The 3,417-nt window shown below is 46.5% G+C and carries 3 protein-coding genes and 1 riboswitch; of the genes, 1 reads left to right on the top strand and 2 read right to left on the bottom strand.

Annotation, left to right across the window (positions count from 1 at the left end; all coding sequences use genetic code 11):
- The first annotated feature begins 334 nt into the window (after positions 1-334).
- On the top strand, positions 335-556 hold the full coding sequence (gene cspD, locus BZG80_RS15575) for a cold shock domain-containing protein CspD (protein WP_021022429.1): 222 nt from the start codon (positions 335-337) through the stop codon (positions 554-556).
- An 87-nt stretch (positions 557-643) separates the two neighbouring features.
- On the opposite strand, the gene BZG80_RS15570 is transcribed toward cspD, so the two are convergent.
- Both BZG80_RS15570 and BZG80_RS15565 read right to left on the bottom strand, forming a co-directional pair.
- The gene (locus BZG80_RS15570) at positions 644-1,225 is read right to left on the bottom strand and encodes a thymidine kinase (protein WP_021022430.1); all 582 of its coding nucleotides are present in this window, start codon (positions 1,223-1,225) and stop codon (positions 644-646) included.
- A gap of 110 nt (positions 1,226-1,335) precedes the next feature.
- Positions 1,336-2,919 carry a Na+/H+ antiporter NhaC family protein gene (locus tag BZG80_RS15565; RefSeq protein WP_021022431.1) on the bottom strand — a complete coding sequence of 528 codons (1,584 nt, stop codon included), beginning with the start codon at positions 2,917-2,919 and terminating at the stop codon, positions 1,336-1,338.
- A gap of 88 nt (positions 2,920-3,007) precedes the next feature.
- Positions 3,008-3,189: riboswitch (Lysine riboswitch) on the bottom strand.
- Between the last annotated feature and the right edge of the window lie 228 nt (positions 3,190-3,417).

Below are 3,417 nucleotides of genomic sequence, written 5' to 3'. Positions count from 1 at the left end.
GATTTATATAAAACAAACCATAAAAACAACACTTATCACGAGCGAAAAAGCATCGATAACAGTCCGACATTCATGCAAATGACATGTCTGTTCTTTAATGAATTATCGTCACTCCCTCACACTTTTTCGATTTATTATTACATTCTTGTTATATGTTATAGCCAGCGCTTGACTGCCTAAAAGTATCTACTAAAGTGGATTGTGTGGTAGGTAAATGACCAAGCTGGCTTCGGTCAGTCTGCGCTAGGGGGAATCCCAAGCTCAAGGCTAACCAGAAGGTGACAAGGCGTTTATCACGAGGTATGCAAAGTTTGATGCAAGAAGGATGTGTCGCATGGAAACTGGTACAGTAAAATGGTTTAACAATGCAAAAGGATTTGGCTTTATTTGTCCAGGAGAAGGGGAAGGAGACGTATTCGCTCACTACTCTACGATTCAAATGGATGGATATAAGACATTAAAAGCGGGGCAAACCGTCAGCTACGAAGTCGAGGAAGGACCTAAAGGCTACCATGCCAGCCAAATTGTGCCAGTCGATCAAGAGGCAGTGAAATAGCACTGATCCCGATCGGCCAAATTGAAGAAAAGGCGAGCTGTTGCTCGCCTTTTTTGTCTTTTCAGTGTGTCACACCGGTTCCATTGCTCAGAGCAGTCCGAGCATCTGCTTGTAGTGGCGACGACAAACAGAGACATAACGTTCATTGCCCCCAATCACAACCTGATCGCCATCTGCAATCGCGTTGCCTTCAGCGTCTTGCCGAATGACACGACTGGCTTTACGTCCACAATGACACACAGTTTTAAGCTCCACCAATTTGTCAGCCCACGCGAGTAAGTACTGTGACCCTTCAAACAATTCACCACGAAAATCGGTACGCAAACCATAACATAGGACAGGGATCCGCAATTTATCCACGACATCGGTCAGTTCCAGTACTTGCTGCTTGGTTAAAAACTGGCTCTCGTCAATTAACAAACAGTCGACTTTGTCCTGAGATAAAATGGCCGCCACATGCTCAAACAACGACGTTTGGTTGTCATACAGATGTGCATCCGCGTCCAGGCCTATACGTGAACTTATTTTACCTTGCCCGTAGCGATTATCGATCGCGGCGGTGAACAGTAAAGGCTGCATCCCACGCTCTTGATAATTGAACGCAGATTGCAACAAGGTGGTCGATTTACCGGCATTCATTGCCGAATAGTAAAAATATAACTGGGCCATAACTGTCTCTACACGTAACGCCCTACTTCAGGGCCAACATCATTCAATACACCGGCATGCTACCGAACCCGCAGAAAAAGAAAAGCCCCGTTTATGCGGGGCTTGAAGGACTATCCTTTCAATTGACAGGGCCGCTTTTTAAGCCAAAGTAACCCCGAGCACAAAAGAATGAACGCCAGCGTCGACGCGGCTAATGACCATAACAAAGAGGCGGTAAAGCCAAGCACTAAGAAGCCAAATGTCGCAACGACTGCGCCCCCGATTGCATAAGGTAGCTGCGTGGCGACGTGGTCAATATGCCCACAGCGCGCCCCTGTTGAGGATAAAATAGTGGTATCTGAGATAGGAGAACAATGATCGCCAAATACAGCACCGGCTAATACCGCAGACAGCATCGGCAACATCAGCGCAATATCCGTCGCTGCCGCAAGATCCCCCGCAATCGGGAGCATAATACCAAATGTGCCCCACGACGTGCCCGTGGCGAATGCCATCACTGCCGCCAATAAAAATAAAACCACAGGTAACAATTGAGCAGGTAGGTTACCTTGTACTAACGAGGATAAATATTTACCCGTTTGTAAATCACCAATGATATGGCCAATCGACCAAGCAAATAGCAATATAAGAATCGCACCAAACATTGATTTAGCGCCGACCCATAACGTCTTCGCAATATCGGGCTTAGCAATGCCTTGTTTAACCGTCATCACTAGCGCAACAAACAGGCCGGCCAGTCCGCCCCACAGTAATGACATGCCGACGTCGGTATTCTCAAACGCTCCCAGGATAGAGAATGCATGATGATCAGCGGCTAAAGATTGCGCACCGGTGTAAAGCATGGCGCTAATCGTGGCGATCACTAGCACGACTATCGGAGCCACCAGATCCGCTACACTGCCATTTTCACTTTCTTCGATGCCTAAATCATCGCAAATATCAGCACAATGTTCGCTTTCATCACCTAATCGGCTGCCTTTTTTTGCTTGGTATTCAAATTGGCGCATGGGGCCAATATCAAGCTGAAACCAGACCACGGCAAACACTAACAGCAGCGCAAAAATGGCATAAAAGTTCATCGGAATCATGATGACAAACGCACCCAGTGCGGTGTAATCGGTAACACCATGCGCAACCAAGATAGAGCCAATAACGGTAATGATATAGGCACCCCAGCTGGAGGCCGGTGTAATCACACACATAGGCGCCGCTGTCGAGTCGAGAATATAGGCAAGTTTTGCCCGTGAAACATGAAAACGATCCGTGACTGGGCGAGAAACGGCCCCTACCGCTAAGCTATTAAAGTAATCATCAACAAAGATGAATACCCCAAGAAAAGCAGCCAGTAACTTCGCACCACGTTTACTCTTAATCCGGCTTTGTGCCCAATTCGCAAACGCGCGCGTCCCCCCCGATAAGGATAATAACGCGGTAATCATGCCCAATAATATTAAAAAGGCGAGGATACTCAAGTTCCAGCTGTTTAAACCGCCATCAGCGATAAATAAGCCAGTGATCACGTCCAGTAAATACTGACTAGCGGGCACAAGTGAAAAATCCGTCAGTAATACGGTGCCAAGGATTATCCCCATACCCAACGACAATAAGACACGTCGAGTTGCAATCGCGAGACCCAAGGCCAGCAACGGAGGAAGCAGTGATAAAGCGGATGAAGAAAAGTCTGTTAAGTTCATGATCTCAATATCAACCAGGTGGTTGGAGATCTACTGCAGAAACGAAGACGGTAAGGCGTGGTATTACACGGCAAACAACTTGCCTCCTACATACAGTAGCGCTCCATAGTGTGTTTCTAAGTACTATGGCAGTGCTGCTCCTATTCGGTAACAGCCCCAGCTCAATCGGTGTGATGACCTGATTGGCTTCGGCATTGTTTCCTTTTATGCGCCCTCATCGGTATCACCCTCTTGCGCACGACTCATAAACAACGCACCTCTACGTTAAGCGAAGTGCATTCTACACATCGTGCTCACTATCGCAACTGTTTATGTTTGAAAAATCATCGGCTCGTTGTCAGGCGTTCTATTCCTTTTCCATGCCAATGATAAACGACGCGCATTCTATTTTTTTAGACACAAGAATCAAAACGCCAATAAAACTATACGCTAGGATTGCGAATAACTTGCAAATAATGAACAATGTGGCGTATTAATATATGTAATATTGTATATTTC

This window comes from Salinivibrio sp. MA440, from assembly GCF_001996265.1.
Lineage (GTDB): Bacteria > Pseudomonadota > Gammaproteobacteria > Enterobacterales > Vibrionaceae > Salinivibrio > Salinivibrio costicola.
This window is presented reverse-complemented; position numbering and strand designations above follow the sequence as displayed.

Coding starts and splice junctions, on each gene's coding strand:
- BZG80_RS15570 (WP_021022430.1), bottom strand. CDS start 1,225: ATGGCCCAGTTATATTTTTACTATTCGGCAATGAATGCCGGTAAATCG.
- BZG80_RS15565 (WP_021022431.1), bottom strand. CDS start 2,919: ATGAACTTAACAGACTTTTCTTCATCCGCTTTATCACTGCTTCCTCCG.
- cspD (WP_021022429.1), top strand. CDS start 335: ATGGAAACTGGTACAGTAAAATGGTTTAACAATGCAAAAGGATTTGGC.